The sequence below is a fragment of the Candidatus Delongbacteria bacterium genome (genome assembly GCA_041675285.1).
Taxonomy (GTDB): Bacteria; CAIWAD01; CAIWAD01; order CAIWAD01; family CAIWAD01; genus CAIWAD01.
Genome location: JBAYTZ010000009.1, coordinates 24,649 through 39,229, shown reverse-complemented (window position 1 = coordinate 39,229; position 14,581 = coordinate 24,649). Strand labels below are relative to the sequence as shown.

At 70.5% G+C, this 14,581-nt stretch carries 12 protein-coding genes; 2 read left to right on the top strand and 10 right to left on the bottom strand.

The annotated features are described in order from the left end of the window. Window positions 1–4: 4 nt before the first annotated feature. Together WC326_10185 and WC326_10180 are read right to left on the bottom strand one after the other, a co-directional pair. Complete coding sequence (locus WC326_10185; protein ID MFA7331428.1) at window positions 5–994, bottom strand: AAA family ATPase; 990 nt, start codon at window positions 992–994, stop codon at window positions 5–7. Window positions 995–1,153: 159 nt separating this feature from the next. Then, window positions 1,154–1,573 (bottom strand): tetratricopeptide repeat protein, encoded by a 420-nt coding sequence (locus WC326_10180; protein ID MFA7331427.1) that lies wholly within the window; start codon window positions 1,571–1,573, stop codon window positions 1,154–1,156. A 178-nt stretch (window positions 1,574–1,751) separates the two neighbouring features. Here WC326_10180 and WC326_10175 point away from each other — a divergent pair, with 178 nt between their 5' ends. Then, window positions 1,752–2,690, top strand: a complete 939-nt coding sequence (locus tag WC326_10175; protein ID MFA7331426.1) for a DNA methyltransferase — start codon at window positions 1,752–1,754, stop codon at window positions 2,688–2,690. A 187-nt stretch (window positions 2,691–2,877) separates the two neighbouring features. Here WC326_10175 and WC326_10170 read toward each other — a convergent pair whose 3' ends face one another. The 8 genes from WC326_10170 to WC326_10135 form a co-directional block, all read right to left on the bottom strand. Beyond that, window positions 2,878–3,807, bottom strand: a complete 930-nt coding sequence (locus tag WC326_10170; GenBank protein MFA7331425.1) for a DMT family transporter — start codon at window positions 3,805–3,807, stop codon at window positions 2,878–2,880. Continuing rightward, the gene (locus WC326_10165) at window positions 3,804–5,165 is read right to left on the bottom strand and encodes an alpha-amylase family glycosyl hydrolase (protein ID MFA7331424.1); all 1,362 of its coding nucleotides are present in this window, start codon (window positions 5,163–5,165) and stop codon (window positions 3,804–3,806) included. The genes WC326_10170 and WC326_10165 overlap by 4 nt, the downstream gene beginning before the upstream one ends. 57 nt (window positions 5,166–5,222) lie before the next feature. Next, window positions 5,223–6,392: an aminotransferase class V-fold PLP-dependent enzyme gene (locus WC326_10160; protein ID MFA7331423.1), complete on the bottom strand. Its 1,170-nt coding sequence runs from the start codon at window positions 6,390–6,392 to the stop codon at window positions 5,223–5,225. Next, on the bottom strand, window positions 6,389–7,120 hold the full coding sequence (locus WC326_10155; protein ID MFA7331422.1) for a class I SAM-dependent methyltransferase: 732 nt from the start codon (window positions 7,118–7,120) through the stop codon (window positions 6,389–6,391). Before WC326_10155 ends, WC326_10160 begins: the two co-directional genes overlap by 4 nt. Beyond that, entirely contained in the window at window positions 7,113–7,724 is a 612-nt protein-coding gene (locus WC326_10150) for an inorganic pyrophosphatase (protein ID MFA7331421.1), read from the bottom strand. Before WC326_10150 ends, WC326_10155 begins: the two co-directional genes overlap by 8 nt. Before the next feature lie 9 nt (window positions 7,725–7,733). Continuing rightward, on the bottom strand, window positions 7,734–8,357 hold the full coding sequence (locus tag WC326_10145) for a DUF3365 domain-containing protein (protein ID MFA7331420.1): 624 nt from the start codon (window positions 8,355–8,357) through the stop codon (window positions 7,734–7,736). 269 nt (window positions 8,358–8,626) lie between these two features. Next, window positions 8,627–9,532: an EamA family transporter gene (locus tag WC326_10140; GenBank protein MFA7331419.1), complete on the bottom strand. Its 906-nt coding sequence runs from the start codon at window positions 9,530–9,532 to the stop codon at window positions 8,627–8,629. A 306-nt stretch (window positions 9,533–9,838) separates the two neighbouring features. Beyond that, window positions 9,839–12,910 (bottom strand): carbohydrate-binding protein, encoded by a 3,072-nt coding sequence (locus tag WC326_10135; GenBank protein MFA7331418.1) that lies wholly within the window; start codon window positions 12,908–12,910, stop codon window positions 9,839–9,841. Window positions 12,911–13,177: 267 nt separating this feature from the next. Between WC326_10135 and WC326_10130 the strand changes: the two genes are divergently transcribed. Next, window positions 13,178–14,554 (top strand): FAD-binding domain-containing protein, encoded by a 1,377-nt coding sequence (locus tag WC326_10130; protein ID MFA7331417.1) that lies wholly within the window; start codon window positions 13,178–13,180, stop codon window positions 14,552–14,554. The last annotated feature ends 27 nt before the right edge of the window (window positions 14,555–14,581 follow it).

Sequence of the window (14,581 nt, the reverse complement as noted above, 5' to 3'; positions counted from 1 at the left end):
GGGATCAGGCCACTTCGATCCGGTCCAGCAGCCGGCCGATCAGTTCGTCGGCGCTGATGCCCTCGGCCTCGGCCTCGTAGGAAAGGCCCAGCCGGTGGCGCAGCACGTCGCGGGCCACACGCTTCACGTCGTCCGGCGTGACGAAGCCGCGCCGACGCAGGAAGGCCTGGGCCCGCGCCGCCCGGGCCAGAAAGATGCTGGCCCGCGGGCTGGCCCCCACCTGGATCAGGGGCTTCAGGTCGCGCAAGCCGTGGGCCTCGGGGTAGCGCGTGGCGAAGACCAGGTTGAGGATGTAGTCCTCCACCGGCTTCTCCAGCAGGATGTCGCGCGTCACGGCCCGGGCGGCCAAAATGTCCTCCACCCGGCAGACGGGATTCACGCGCTCGGGATCCACGCCGCTCACCCGGCGCAGGATCTCGCGCTCTTCCTCCCGGTCGGGGTAGTCCACCTTGACCTTGAGCATGAAGCGGTCGGCCTGGGCCTCGGCCAGCTGGTAGGTGCCCTCCTGCTCCAGCGGATTCTGCGTGGCCAGCACCAGGAAGGGCGCGGGCAGCGGGTGGGTCTCGCCGCCGATGGTCACCTGACGCTCCTGCATGGCCTCCAGCAGGGCGCTCTGGACCTTGGCCGGGCTGCGGTTGATCTCGTCGGCCAGGATCAGGTGCGAGAACAGCGGACCCTTGCGCGTGCTGAACTGCCCCGTGGCCTGGTGGTAGACCTGGGTGCCCAGCAGGTCGGCGGGCAGCAGGTCCGGCGTGAACTGGATGCGCTTGAATTCCGTGTCGATGGCCCGGGCCAGCACGGAGACGGCCGTGGTCTTGGCCAGGCCGGGCACGCCCTCCAGCAGGATGTGGCCGTCGGCCAGCAGCCCGATGAGCAGTTTCTCCAGCATGTCCCGCTGCCCCACCAGGACCTTGCGCACCTCGCGCTCCAGGCCGTCCAGAAAGGCCGAGGCCGCTTCCACGCGGCGCGTCACTTCCAGCGCATCCATCTGCATGGCTGCCGACTCCATCTTGGATTCTGTTAGGGAACGGGGTCCAGCGGCGCCGCAAGCGTCCCGGGCAGGCCGGCCGGACCGGACGAATGGCGCCTCAAACGGGGCGGGAACCGCCGAGGTTCCCGCCTTGTGAACGAAGGATCAGATCCGACCGCCGGCTCAGGGTTGGACGCCCTCGGGCTGCTCGGGCTGGGCCGGCTTGCCCGGCTGGGTGGGCGGGTTCAGGAACTCCAGCTCGCTGATGTTCTGGCCCAGGTGCTCCAGCTCCCACTCGGCCGACATGCGCAGGCCGGGATCCGCCGCGGGGAACGCGTCCAGGAAGGACTTGTAGGCCTGCCGCGCGCGCAGCGTGTCCTGGAAATCGTTGGCGTAGATGAAGCCGATCATGAACGAGCAGCGCGCCGCCTGGCTGGAATCGGGGTAGTATTCCACGAACTGCTTGAACTGGTCCAGGGCCTCCACCAGCTTGCGGTCCTTGTAATACATCTCCCCCTTGCTGAGCAGTTCGGTCGCCGGCGGTTTGCTTTCCCCGCAGGACAGAACGAAAAGCAAGCCCGTCAGCAGCAACAGATGGCGCATGGCGACCCCCGGTTCATGGAGATTTGTGTTGGGCCTAAAATCGAAATGTGCCCTTCCGAAAGCAAGGACGGCGCCCGGCGCTTCGGATGACCCGCCGCCGGCCCACGGAGGCCTCCCTTGTCCCGCTCTCGCCCAGGTTCTATCTTGAACGTGTCACAACAAGGAACAGGCCCGGAACATGAGCGTACGCCCCTCCCCCGTCCCGCCGGCGCCTCCGCGCCCCAACACGGTCTTCCAGGGGGACTGCGCCGACCTGTTCGCGCTGCTACCCGACAACAGCGTGGACCTGCTGCTGACGGACCCGCCCTACAAGGACTACCAGTCCAACCGGCCCGTGGCCCACGAGAAGGTGACGGCCATCTCGGCCTCGACCTTTGATCTGGCGCGCTTCATCCGGGAATCGGAGCGCGTGCTCAAGCCGGGCTGCCACTTCTACTGCTGGTGCGACCACCTGAGCTTTCCGGCGATTTTCGAAGCCATCCAGGAGCGCTCGCGGGACTTGAGCCCGCGTCAGGCCGCCCAGCGCCTGAAGTACAAGAACTGCCTGATCTGGGTGAAGAACAACCACGGCTCGGGGGACCTGCAGGGCAACTACGCGCCCCAGCACGAGCTGGTGATCTACGCCAGCAAAGGCCGCACGCGCCCGCTGCTCTCGGACAAGCGGCCCTCCAACGTCTTCTTCGAGGGCAAGCAGGGCAGCATCAGTTTCTTCTCCAAAGTGGCCAACCAGCGCTACCAGCACGGCACGTCCAAGCCGCTGCCCATCCTGCAGCGGATGATCCAGGCCTCCTCCAAGCGCGGGGAGATCGTGCTGGATCCCTACGGCGGCAGCCTGTCCACGGCGGAGGCCGCGGTGCGCGAGGGCCGGCAGTACTGGATCGGCGAGCTGGATCCCGGCCACTGCGAGCGCGGCACCGAGCGCCTGCGCCAGCTCAATTTGGAACTGGCGGAGGAAGGCTTCGACACGCAGTGGCTGTCTGGTCCGCACTTCCAGGCCCTTGAGCCTGTGCCGCACCCCGCCCCGGCCCCCGCGCTCGAACGCGCCGAGCCCCGGACGGAGTCTCCGGGTCTGGCCGCGGCCACGCGCGAATTGCCCGACCTGCTGCGCGGGGATTGAGAGAAATCTACCACAGAGGCACAGAGACACAGAGTAGAGTTTATAGATAGGTTCTAGAAGCTTGTTTGTAAATTGTGACAGATTAAAAGTTGAGATTCGATTCTTAAGTAGCTTATTATCCAAATAAATGGTTTTATTCGTAACTTGTTTTAATTATAACACAACCATGCGATAGACTCTAGACAACTCAACATCCATTTACATCTCTGTGTCTCTGTGTCTCTGTGGTAAAACCACCCCTTCCCCCCCGCGAAGCCCAGTAGCCGCGGGCGGTGACGGCGGCCAGCACCAGCGCGCCGCCGGCCAGGGCGCGGGGGCCAGGGATCTCGTGGAGCAGCAGGGCCACCCAGAGCGGGTTGAGCACGGGCTCGATGGCCGCCGTCAGCACGCCCGTGGCGGCGCTGACGTGGCGCAGGCCCAGGGCGTAACAGGCATAGGCCAGTCCGAACTGGCCCACGGCCAGCGTCAGCAGCAGGGGCCACTGGCCCGCCGGGACCGCCGCGCCCAGCCAGAGCGGGGCCAGCAGCAGGGCGGCCAGCCCGTTGCCGAGCAGCGGGACCAAGAGCGGATCGTGACCGGCCTCCCGGCGCAGCGCCAGGATGGTCCCGGCGAAGGTCAGGCCCGCCCCCAGGGCCAGCAGGTTGCCCAGGCCCGAGCTGGGTCCTTGGCGCTCGGAGAGCAGCAGGGCCAGGCCCAGAAAGGCGCCGCCCACGGCCAGCACGTCGCGCCGGCGGATGGGTTCACCCAGCCAGAGCGCGCCGAAGAGCAGCACGTAGACGGGGGCCGTGTACTGGAGCAGGATGGCGTTGGCCGCGCTGGTGAGCTTGGTGGCGCTGATGAAGAGCAGCGTGTTGAGGGCGAAACTGGCCGCCCCCAGCCAGAGGCCGGGCCGCCGCCAGTCCACGGGCGCGCTCGCGCCGGTTCGGGAGCGGAACCAAGCGCGGAAGACCAGCAGAAAGCCGGCGGCGAGCAGCGAGCGCCAACCGGCCAGCGCCGGACCCGCCAGGTCGATCTCCTTGATCAGCCAGCCGCCGCTGGACCAGAGCAGGTTGGCCGCCACCAGCAGGGCCAGGGCGCGGGTCGCGGGCGTGGATCCGGAGATCGGGGTCGGCCTCACCGGGGATGACGCAGCAGGCGCCAGCCCCAGGCGGGCAGCTCCAGTTGCAGCGTGCCGGCAGCGTGTTCCAGCGCGCCATCCTCCCAGACGCGCCAGGCGCCGCTGAGCGCGGGATCCGCCAACTCCACGGTGATCGGCTCCCCGCCCAGGTTGACCACGCAGAGCAGGTCTTCCTGGCTGGAGCCGCGCAGGAAGGCCCAGACCTTTTCCGACCCGGGCGCGGAGCCCGTGGGCAGACGCCGGTAGCTGGCCGCGTTCACGTCCGTCTCCCAGAGGGCCGGACTCAGGTGCTTGAGTCGGTTCAGACTGGCGTAGAGCGCCTGACGCGGATGGGCCTGCCAGACGATCTCGTCCTTCTCGAAGAAGCTCAGGCGGTGGGCCAGCCCGGCCTCCTGCCCGTTGTAGAGCAGGGGCATGCCCGGCAGCGTGGCGGCCAGCACGCCGAAGGCGTCCGCCGCCGGCCCCAGCCGCTCGTCCTCAGTGCCGTTCCAGCTGTTCTCGTCGTGGTTGGTGGTGAAACGCATGCGGATGTGCCCGGCCGGCCAGCGGCCCTCCTCGGCGCGCAGCAGGGAGTCCAGCTGGTCCACGCCCAGTTTGTCCTGCATGTAGGCGTTGCCGGCGCGGTGCAGGTCCCAGGAATAGCTCATGTCGAAGGGACCGGCCAGGAGCGGGTCCTCCCACTCGGCCAGCAGGAAGACGGGCTTGACCGCTTCCAGGGCCGGCCGGACCTCCTGCCAGAAATCCGTCGGCACCATGCCCGCTACGTCGCAGCGGAAACCGTCCACGTCCGCCATCCGCAGCCAGTAGGCCATGGACTGGATCTGGTAGTCGCGCAGCCCGCGCTGGCTGTAGTCCAGGTCCACCACGTCGCTCCAGTCGGCCACAGGCGGCTGGGGGCGGCCGTCCGCCCCGCGGGTCAGCCACTCGGGCTGCTGGGTCACCAGCGGATTGTCCCAGGCGCAGTGGTTGGCCACCCAGTCGAGGATCACGCTCATGCCCAGGGCGTGGGCTTCCCGCGTCAGCTCGCGCAGATCCTCCAGGCTGCCCAGCTCGGGGTTGACGGCGCGGTAGTCGCGCACCGAGTAGGGGCTGCCCAGGCCGCCCTTGCGGTTCTCCAGGCCCACGGGGAAAATGGGCATCAGCCAGAGGATGTCCACGCCCAGCTCGCGCAGCCGGGGCAGGTGCCCGCGGAAGGCGTCCAGGGTCCCCTCCGCCGAGAACTGCCGCAGGTTGACTTCGTAGATCACCTGGCGCCCCCAGCGCGGATCCGGCCGGCGCTCGTCCGCGACGGGTTCCAGCGCGCCGGCCTTCATGACCAGCAGGGCCAACAGTGCGAGCGTCCCGTGTGCGCGTCCCATCTCCGACCTCCTTGGCTGTGTTCCACTCCGGTCCCCCTTGTGCGTGCGCCGTGGCGCTCAGCGCGGCAGCAGGGCTGCCAGCGCCTGCTCCAAGCGCAGCAGGTCCGCCTCGCGGTTATAGGGCTGCAGCGAGACGCGCAGCAGCGGCCGGCCACGGAACTCGTGGGCCGGCACTTCCACGCCGAAGCGCTCGAACAGAGCGCCGTGCAGGGCGACAGCATCCAGCGGCGGCAGACCCAGGGCCAGCATCTGCAGGCTCGGGTCGCGCTCGGTGACGCGCTCCAGGCCCAGCCGCGCGCAGAGCCGGTCACCCCACTCCTGGAGCCGTTCCCGGCCCAGGGCGGCGCGCTCGTCCCAGTCCCAGCGGCGGCGGAATTCCAGCGCCGCGGGCAGGGCCAGCCAGGCGCAGGGATCCGTGGTACCCGCCCACTCCAGCTCATCCAGGAAGGCGCCGCGCCGCTCGGCCTCCGGGCGGTTCTGGTTGCCCCAGCTCGTGACCAGCGGCTCCACCCAAGCCTGGTGGCGCGCCGGCACCTGCAGGAAGCCGCAACCCTTGGGGGCCAGCAGCCACTTGTGGCAGTTGCCCGCGTAGACGTCGGCGTCCAGGGCGCGGATGGAAAGCGGCAGCTGGCCCGGCGCGTGGGCGCCGTCCACCAGGCTGAGCCAGCCGCGCCGGCGGGCCAGGGCCACCAGTTCCTCCGCCGGCAGGCGCAGGGCCGTGGGCGAGGAGATGTGGCTGAAGAACAGGACCCGCGTGGCGGGGCCGGCGGCGACTTCAAAGGCCTGGACCAGGGCCTCCGCCGTGGGCCGCGGCCAGGGCAGCTCCACCACGCGAATCCGCAGCCCGCGCCGCCCGGCCTCGGCCTGCCAGGCGCGCAGCAGCGCGCCGTACTCGTGGTCGCCCAGCAGGATCTCGTCACCGGCCTGCAGGGGCAGACAGCGGATCACCAGGTTCAGGGCCGCCGTGACGTTGACCTGGTAGGCCAGCTCGGAACCCGCGCAATCCAAGGCGCTGGCCAGGGCGGCCCGGGCCTCCGCCAGCCACTCCGGCAGGTGGTGATACAAGAAGCGGACAGGCTCCTGCTCCAACCGGGTGCGCAGTTCGCCCTGGCGGGCCAGCACAGGTCGCGGGCAGGCCCCGAAGGAGCCGTGGTTGAGGAAGGCGATCTCCGGGTCCAGCAGGAACTGCTGACGCAGCTCGGCCGGGCCCTCCCAGGCGGTCGTCATCGGCGCACTCCCACGGCCAGGTATTGGGTCTGGCAACCGTAGCCCTCGCGCTCCACGCGGACCCGGATCTCCGCCAGCCGGCGTCGCAGACCGGGCAGGTGGCGGCGCCGCAGTTCGGCGTCCAGGCGGCTCAGCGTGTCCAGCACGGGAGCCAGCTGGGCCGTTTCCGTGGGCGGCAGATCCGCCGGCCGCCAGCAGGTCGAGCGCCAGGCCAGCGGCAGCCCGTCCAAAAGCCGGCGTAGCGCGCGCAGCGGATAGGTGGGCCGGTGGCAGCGCCCCAGCCGGCGGTCCAGCCGGGCCGAGAGGTGGTGCAGGTCGCGGTGGATGGTCTGCAGCGGGCGCAGGCCGTCCGCCAGCGGTTCGGCCAGGATCAGCCGCCCGCCGGGCTTCAGCAGGCGGCAGGCCTCGCGCAGCACGCGACCCGGCCGCCCCAGATGGTGCAGGGAAAAGGAGAGGGCCACCGTGTCCAGGCTGCCCGCGGCCAGCGGCACGCGCTCGGCCCGGGACTGGAGCGGCAGCAGGGGTGCGCCCAGCTGCGGACCCAGCCCGGCCCGAGCCTCGCGCAGCTGCGCCAAGTCCGTGTCCAGCAGGATCCAGCAGGTGGCCGGTGCCAGCGCGGCCAGCCGGCCGCTGAAGGCGCCCCGGCCGGAGGCCAGGTCCAGGCAGCGGCCCAGACCCGCCTCCCCCAGCAGCTCGGCCAGGGGATCGCGGAAGGGTTCCTCAGCCACCGAACTCCTCGGCGTAGTCGGCCATGGAGGCCTCCACCACCCGCAGCGCGTGCTCCACGTCGTAGATCACTTCCGCCTCGATGTCGGACTCCTTGCCCGGGATCAACTTGTAGGTGGAGAAATAGTGGCGCAGACGCTCGATCAGCACGTGGGGCACGTCGTCCAGGCTTTCCGCCCCGCCCCAGATGTTGTCGTTGGCCAGCACGGCGATGATCTTGTCATCGGCCTCGCCCCCGTCCACCATCTGGATCCCGCCCAGCACCTTGGCCGTCAGGATGACTTCGCTGCGGTTGACGGGCCGCTCGCTGATCACGCAGATGTCCAACGGGTCGCCGTCCCCGCGGCTGGCCGTGGGCGAGAGCGCGCCCACCCGGCGGCCGCAGTAGGTGCGCGGCACGAAGCCATATAGCGCCGGCGGCTGGGAACTGGTGCGCTGGGGCCGGTCCACGCGCAGGTAGCCCGTGGCCTTGTCCACTTCGTATTTGACCAGGTCGAAGGGCGTGATTTCGATGTAGGCATTGAGGCGGCGCGGCGGCTCGGGTCCGACGTCCAGACCGTGCCAGGGATGAGGCCGCCAGCGGTAGAAGGGCGGGGGAAAATTCATGCTCGTCCTCTAGTTGGAAAAAGCGGCGGCGTCCAGTTCCACCCGCACGAGGCCGCGCAGCTCGCCTTCGCGATAGCCCGTGGCCGGATCTTGGGGGTAGAGCGTGGCCAGCACCGCGCGCACCGTGTCCGACAAAGTCTCCCCGTGACAGGCCAGGCAGGGCGCGCCCGTCACGATGGGCGTGTAGTAGCGGTAGCGCAGTTCGCCCGCCCGCTCCAGACGCAGCACCCAGTCCTCCGGCAGGTGGCCCGAGTCGCGCTCCGCGCCCTCGAACAGCTCCAGCGCCTGGAGATCCCACTCGTCTGGGGCGTCCAGGGGGTTGCGCGCCCGGCGGCTCACCCGGCGCAGCTCGGCTGGAGGCGAGGCCGCCGCGCCCAGCTCCTGCGCCAGCTGCTGGGCCCGGACGCTGCAGACGCGCACGGCGCCCGCCGGTCCGCCGGCTTCCAGCGCGCCCAGCAGCTCGGCCCGCAGCCCGTGCTGCAAGGCCTGGGCCAGCGCGTGGCCCACCGGCCGCACCAAATCGGCCTCCCGCCGGCTGGCCGGTCCGGGGGCGGGTCGGCCGCCGCAACCCAGCGTCCAGGCGCTCAGCAGTAGACCGAGAATCAAGTTGAAAGTGGGAAGTGGTCCTCGCATGGCCCAAGGTAGCACGCGGCGCGCCGGGTTGCCCGGCAGTGGGCTCAGGCCCTGCTCAATCTTGGAACGAACACAGAGCCACGGAGACACAGAGAAAACAAACAAGCGGTGGTCTTCTGATTGGACAGTGGTCGATTGGCCAGCCTGGTTGTAGGTCTCACTGGTTTCGGCCCCCTCACCCCCACCATGTTCTTCCTGAGTTGATCTGCATCAGCTCTCTGTGCCTCTGTGTCCCTGTGGTGTGATACCCAGGAGACCTTCAACCAGGATCAGGCCCGGCCGAGGCCCGAGCTGAGCAGAAAGATGCCCGCCAGGGCCAGGGCTGCCCCCGCCCAGGCCAGGGCGCCCGTCCGGCGTCCGGACAGGCGGGCCAGCAGCAGGGCGAAGAGCGGGGCCGTGGAGAGCAGGGTCTGGGCCACGCCCGCGGGCAGGCGCGCCAGCGAGACCTGCTGCAGCCAGATGCCCAGCCAGGTGCCCAGCAGGGCCGCGCCGGCCACGCGCAGCCAGAGCCGATCCGTGCGCAGAGCCTGCCAGGCCCGCCGGCCCGCCCCGGTAGAACTGAAGGACCAGGCCAGTAGCAGCGCCGCCTCCCCGGCCGCCAGCCGGAGACCCGCCGCCAGCGCGGGATCCATTCCGGTGGCGTGGAAGGCCCCGCGGGCCAGCACCAGGCCGCCGCCTTGGCAGAGCGCGGCCAGCAGGCCCCAGAGCAGCGCGGCGGGCGGGAGGCGACGCGCGCCCTCCGGGCGGAATCCCCCCCAGACCGCCAGGCCCACGCCGACCAGGGTCAGCCCCAGGCCCAGCCAGGCCGCGGGGCGCAGCGTCTCCTGCAGCGCCAGCCAGGAGAGCCCGGCCGCCGTGGGCGCGGCCAGCAGTTCCAGCAGCAGGACCCGGCGGGTGCCCAGCACGCCCAGCGCGCGGAAGTAGGCCGTGTCCCCCAGTCCGATGCCCAGCACACCGGAGAGGACCAGCAGGCCCAGGGCCGCGCCGTCGGGCCGCGGAGTGCCGGGGAGGGTGAAGGGCAGGGTCAGGCTGAAGAGCAGCAGAGCGCAGGCGCCCTTGCAGAGGTTGAGTTCCAGCGCGGGCAGGCGGCTGCCGGCGCCCTGGAAGAGGCGCGTGGCCAACACCCAGAGGAGGGCCGCGCCCAGCGCGGCCGCGATGCCCGTTAGCGGGCTCACGCCTTTCCCGTTCTTGGAACAAACACAGAGACACGGAGACACAGAGACACGGAAAGCTGGAGTGAAGCTGGAGCGTGGATCATCCCACAGCCTGCCTTTCTATCTCTTGCAATCTCTGCCCTGCGGTTGGAACTAGTGCCTGGGCGGTCAGACCACTGGCCTTCACCTCACGCGGTCCAGTTCATCTTTGATTCTTCAAGCCCTCGTGTGCACCATGTCTGACAGGCTAAGCCACCCCCACTCCGGCAATACTCCCCCAAAAAAACTGTGCCTCTGCATCTCTGTGGTGAAAACCGCGGGAGACGCTCAGCGCCGCTCGTAGCGGGCCCGCACGCGATAGCCGCGCTGGGGCAGGCCGGGGGTGGCACCATCCGTCCAGCTGGTGGCCCCGGTCAGAGCCAGGCCCTGCCAGCCGCCGTAGCCCGTGGGCGAGCCCTCCACCGCGAAGCCGGCCAGCGTCCAGCCCGCCGGCGGGGTCGGCGCCGTCCAGGCCAGCCGGATGCTGCCGTCCGCCTGCCGTAGAATGCTCAAATCCTCCACCGACCCGAACCCGGGCGTGGCCAGCGGGAAGGCCAGCCATTCCCCGGCCTCCAGACTGCCGTCGCCGTCGAGCGCGAGCGGGACCTGCGCCTGCAGAGCGCCGCCATCGGCGTTGCCAAAGGCGCCCAGCGCCAGCCAAACCGTGTCCGGCAGCGCGCCGAAGAGCGCGGCGGGATCCAGGCTGCCCTCGAGCACGGCGCCGCGGGCCTGAACCGGCGCCCCGGCGCCGGCGTCGAACCAGCCGCACCAGCCGTTGCTAACCTCGTTGGCCAGATAGCCGCCCCAGCCCGCCACCTGGCCGGCCTTGGCCCAGGGCGCGGCGCGCAGGGCGCCGGGGGGCGCGGACACGAAGAGGAAATGGTCGCGCGCGTTCTGGGCCGGCGTGCCCGCCAGGTAGAGCCGGCTGCCGTTCCAGCCGCCCCAGAGCTGCAGACCCGCATTCTGGGCCAGCAGCAGGGCGTCCGGATCCAGCGCGCCGTCCATTACCCAGTCCGCCGCCGCGCCTTCCACGGGCACGTGCCAGTCCTGGCCGCTGTGGTTGTCCCAGTGGCCCAGGTTGTCGTGGAACACGAAGTCCACCTGCTCGGCGCCCTGGGGCAGGGTCAGAGTGCCGCGCCAGGCCGCGCTGTCTGCCGCCCAGCTGAGGGCCACGTCCGCCACGCCCTCCCAGCCGTTGAAGCCGTAGTGCAGATAGACGGGGTTCGTTCCCGCCGGCAGCGGACCGCCCTCCAGCCGGTACTGCACGGTGAAGGCCTGGCCGGCCTGGGCGGGCACGGGCCACCAGGAGACGCGCTCGTCCCCCGTTCCGCCGCCCTGGCCCTCGCCCGTGCCGATCCAGGTGTGCAGGATGGGGCTCTTCTTGACGTTGCCGCGCGTGTCCCGGGCTTCCACGTAATAGTCGATGAGCAGGCCGCCGGTGGCGGTCAGCTCGGGCTCCGTCACGTGGATCCAGTATTCATCAGCGATGGCCGTGGGCAGCACGGAGAAGTTGATGTTGGGGTCGTTGTAGACGTTGCCCGTGGGAAACACGCGGCGGTTCATGGGCCGGCTGCGCCAGGAGCCCACTTCCGGCCCGCCGGCGAAGGTCTCGTTCTGGTGGCTGCCCAGCGGGTTCAGTCCGTCGGCGTCAATGCGGTAGTGCCAGCTCACGCTGTCCAGGCCGGAGACGTCGTGCACGAAACTCCAGATCCAGAAGTCGCGGCTGTGGAAGGTGGGCGTGTAGCCCCAGAGGCTGCCGAAGCCCGTCTCGCCCGGATTGTGGGGCAGTTGCTGGGGCGCCCAGATGGTGGGCGGCGTGGTCTCCCCCGCGCCGGAGCCGATCACCTGGCTGGCGTGGCCGATGGCCGTGTTGCAGGCCACGGTGGGCTTGAGTTCCATGTCCAGCGCCGCGCCGTAATACATGTAGCCGCTCTCCAGCGCGGGCAGGAAGTGGTGCCACGCCAGTTCGGCCGCGCTGGCCGGATGGGCCACGGGGTCCATCACGCTGGCGGGATCCACGTTGCCGTCCAGCTCGGCGGCGGTCTGCACGTAGTTCTGGGCGGCGGTGATCACGGCCCAGTTGCGCTCGTCCTCGGCCCAGCCGCCGGGGATGTCGAAGCCGTCGGGGCCGGTGAGGGGCCAGTTCCAGTTGATGAAATCCGGGCTGCCGAAATCGCCGTCGGCGTTCACCCAGCCGCCGTCCTCCACGTGGACGAGGTCCGCGGCGGAGACCGGATGCTCTAGCAGATACTGCTGCACGACGGTGGGCGTGTAGCCCGCGGCCACGGCCTGGCTGGTGAACTGGGGCACGCTCTCCAGGTAGTAGCTGTAGCCGCCGCCCCAGGCGTTGTCGCCGTCGTGGCCCAGCACAATGAGCAGCGGCTGGGCGGCCTCGCTGGTCGCCGCCACCTGGTTGATGTCCTCCAGCCCGTACATCTGGTAGCCGTCCTGCCAGCTCATGGCCATCTCCATCGGCACCACGGTGACGGAGCTGGCCACGCCCGTTTCGGGGTTCACATACTCGGCCTTGTGGGGCCGCATCGCAAAGGGAGCGGCATTGGTGGGCGTGCAGCCGCGGCTGATGGTGCGGCTCCACCAGGTGCTCTGGGCGGGATTGAGCTGGTCGGCGCGGTTGGGCGGATCACAGTTCTCGCCCCCCGTGCCCAGGATCAGCGGAAAGTTCGCGCAGGCCCGGCTGAGGTGGGTATTGGGGACGAAAGTCCACTGAACTCCTTCCTCCGCCAGCACGGGGATGATGCGTTCGCTGAAGCACATCTCCGGCGGGAAGAAGCCCGACGAGAGCCCCGGCGCGCTGCCCCAGGCCCGGGCGTGGGCCAGCTTGGCGATGCGGATCTCCATCCGCAGGGCCTCTTCGTCGATCAGGGGCGCGATGCTGTGGTGGTAGGGCGTCAGCACCAGGTCCAGGCGCGGCAGGCCGCCCGGCGTGAGCCAGCCGCGGGCCTGGCGGATGCCCTGGTTCCACGACGGGCTGTAGCCCAGGGAAAAGTGCGCGCCCAGGCTGGCGATGTTGTCGATCAGGCAGCCCGCGTAGCTCACCTGGGCGCCGGAACTGGGACCGCTCATCAGGCCCACGGCGTCGCGCATCCGGCCCTGGTAGGCGGCCACGCGGTCGGCCACGCTGAAGATCTCGGCCACGTCATTCTCCGGGTGGGCGGCTCCGGCGTTCCTACGCTGGATGGATTCCCAGGCCGTCTCGATGGCCGGCGGACCCAGGGCCGAGGTCTGCGGCCAGTAGATGGGCTGCTGCTGGTGCCAGTGATAGGTGGTGTAGACAGCGGCCCGGGCCGTGGACAACAGGGCCAGGCCGAGGCCGGCAGCCATCAGGGTGCGACGGTTCATGAGGATCTCCGCAAAGCTGGACAAGCGGAGGGAAGGTGGGGTGAGGGCACGGGAATTCCAACTGGACTGAGGGCAAAGGTTGAGCAGGCTGGTGTCAGGCATCGTGCCAGACACCAGCGCTGTCCGCCGCGGTGTCTCTGCCGTGTCAGGCACGGTGCCAGGCACGGTGCCTGACACCAACTCGGCGATTCGTCCTGCGCGCTGGACAGCGGCGGCATGGCGGTGGGCTCCGCAGCAAGTGCCACGTTGGAATAGAAAGGAGGCCCCATGACTCTCGTCTGGTTGACCCACAGCCTGCGCCGGCACGACAATCCCGCTCTGGCGGTGGCCCGGGACGAACCCGCGCTGCTGATCCTGGACCCCGCCCCGCCGCTGCCGGAGCGGTCCGGTGCCTGGCGCGCCCGCAGCCTGCGCCTCTTTCTGGCGGAGGCGGAAGCTGCCGGCCGGCCCGTGCTGGACGCCCGCCGACTGGACGCAGCGGCCTGGGACGCGCTGCGCGGGCTGGATCCGCGCCGCGAAGTGCAGCTGGATCTGGGCGATCCCGCCGCCGCCGCCGCGGCGCGGACCCGGCTGGTGGTGGCAGGCCTGACTCCCATCCTGCACGAACCAGGCCTCTGTCCCCAGCCCGAGCTGTTGATCGGCCCGGCCGGGCGCCTGCCGCGCTCCTTCTCGGCCTTCCAGCGCCTCTTCGTGTCCCGGGTGGAGATCAGCGCACCGCGACCGGAGCCGGACCAACATCCCTGGCTGGGCGCGCTCCCCGCCGAGCTGGCGAACTACCGCCTGCGCCTGGCGGATCTCCCCGCCGCCCCGGCCCTGCCCGCCGGCAACTGGCAACCCGGCGAGGCCGCGGCGCTGGCCCGCCTGCAGGCCTTCCGGGAGGCGGATTGGCCGGCGGATCCCGCCGCCTGGGAGCGCGCCGACGGCGGCGGTTCGTCCTTTCTTTCGCCCTGGCTGGCCCGGGGCGAGCTGGGCCCGCGCACGGTCTGGCAGGCCCTGGACGAGGAGGCGCGGGATCCCGCCCGGGCGGCCCGGGCCCGCAGCCTGCAGCGCCAGCTGATCTGGCGTGAGTACGCCCTGGCCCTCTTGCGCGAGCATCCCGACCTGGCCTGGGAACCCGTCGCCCCGGCCTGGCGGGACTTTCCGCGCCGCCCGGACGCCGCACGGCTGGCCGCCTGGCGCGCAGGCCGGACGGGCATTCCCATCGTGGATGCCGCCCAGCGCCAGCTCTACGCGGAGGGCTGGATCCACAACCGCCTGCGGATGATGACGGGCACCTGGCTGGTCAAGCAGCTGGGCCAGCCCTGGACGGACGGACTCAAGGTCTTCGAGGAGTGGCTGGTGGACTGGGACCCGGCGCTGAACGCCATGAACTGGCAGTGGTGCGCGGGTTGCGGCGTGGACGCCCAGCCCTGGTTCCGGCTCTTCAGCCCGGAAAGGCAGGCCGAGCGCGCAGATCCCGACGGGCGCCTGCTGAGGCGCTGGCTGCCCGAACTGAACTCGCTCTCCCTGGAGACGGCCCGCCGGGCCTGGACGCTGACACCCCTTGAGCGGGCGGCCACGGGCTACCCGGCGGCGCAGCCGGATCCCGTCCAGGGTCGGCAGGAAGCGCTGGCGGCCTGGGAGCGCTTTCGGGCCCGGCCCTGAGTTGATGCCGCTGGAGAGAACCACCAC